Here is a 1,184-nt window from a genome sequence, read left to right on the forward strand (position 1 = left end):
ACGCAGGAACAGATCGACGCCATTGTGGCGAAGGCCGTCGATAAAGCCCTCGCCGAGCGCCAGGCGAAAATCGACGCTGCCGCCGATAAAAAAGTGGATGTTATTACTAACCCGCAGACCACCGCCGCCTCGCCGGATATGGCGATCCCCTTCGGCCTCAAGTTCAGCGGCTACGCCCGCTACGGCGCGCAGTTCCAGACCGGCGATCAGAAGTTTGTCGGCGTGGATGGCTCCTATAACGGCGCCTCGGCGATCGGTCGTTTAGGCAACGAAGGCAACGGCGGCGAATTCCAGATAACCAAAGCCTTCAAGAGCAGTAAAGGCGCTATCTGGGATATCAACGTCATGTTTGACCACTGGAGCGATGAAGTTAACCTGAAAAAAGCCTACGTCGGCGTCACCAACGTGCTGGAATCTAACCCCAACGCTTATATCTGGGCCGGCCGCGACTTCCATCAGCGTCCGCAGCAGGGGATCAACGACTACTTCTGGATGAACCACGATGGCCAGGGCGCCGGGGTGAAAAACTTTGATATCGGCGGCGTGCAGTTTGACGTGGCGGGGGTGTCGCAGGTGGAGTCCTGTAGCCCGGAAGTGATGGCCGATGAGGCCAACCCGTCGCGCATCACCTGTACCGGCGGCTCCGGTACCGGCGATAACGGCCACTACGCCCTGACCACCAAAACCCACAACATCAAGGCCGGGCCGATCGACGTTGAGGTATACGCCAACTACGGCTTCGATTCGAAAGCGGTGGACAGCGACGAGCGTCTCGACGCCTGGCAGGGCGGGCTGGTGCTGAGCCACACCAACGACAGCGGCGTCAATAAAGTGATCCTGCGCTACTCCGATAACTCGGATAACAGCGTCTACAACAAAACCGATGACCTGACCGCTATCTACGCCAGCTTTGAAGGTCTGCATAAATTTACCCGGCAGGCGCAGATCGAATATCTGCTGGCCTTCCACGACTATGACAACGGCAAGGACAACACCGACAACCGTAAAAACTACGGCGCCATCGTCCGCCCGATGTACTTCTGGAACGACGTTCACTCCACCTGGCTGGAAGCGGGCTACCAGCGCGTCGACTACGACCAGGGCGGCGATAACCACGGCTGGAAGCTGACGCTGTCGCAGAACATCGCCATCGGAATGGGGCCGGAGTTCCGCCCGATGCTGCG

Annotated in this window: 1 protein-coding gene; it reads left to right on the forward strand. The window is 59.0% G+C overall.

Annotated elements, in window-relative coordinates; genetic code table 11:
- On the forward strand, positions 1-1,184 hold a 1,184-nt coding region (locus CMQ96_RS28195; protein ID WP_098067627.1), incomplete at both ends, for a carbohydrate porin.

Origin of the sequence: Klebsiella sp. MBT K-1 (assembly GCF_002556465.1) — a bacterium.
Taxonomy (GTDB): Bacteria; Pseudomonadota; Gammaproteobacteria; order Enterobacterales; family Enterobacteriaceae; genus Klebsiella; species Klebsiella grimontii.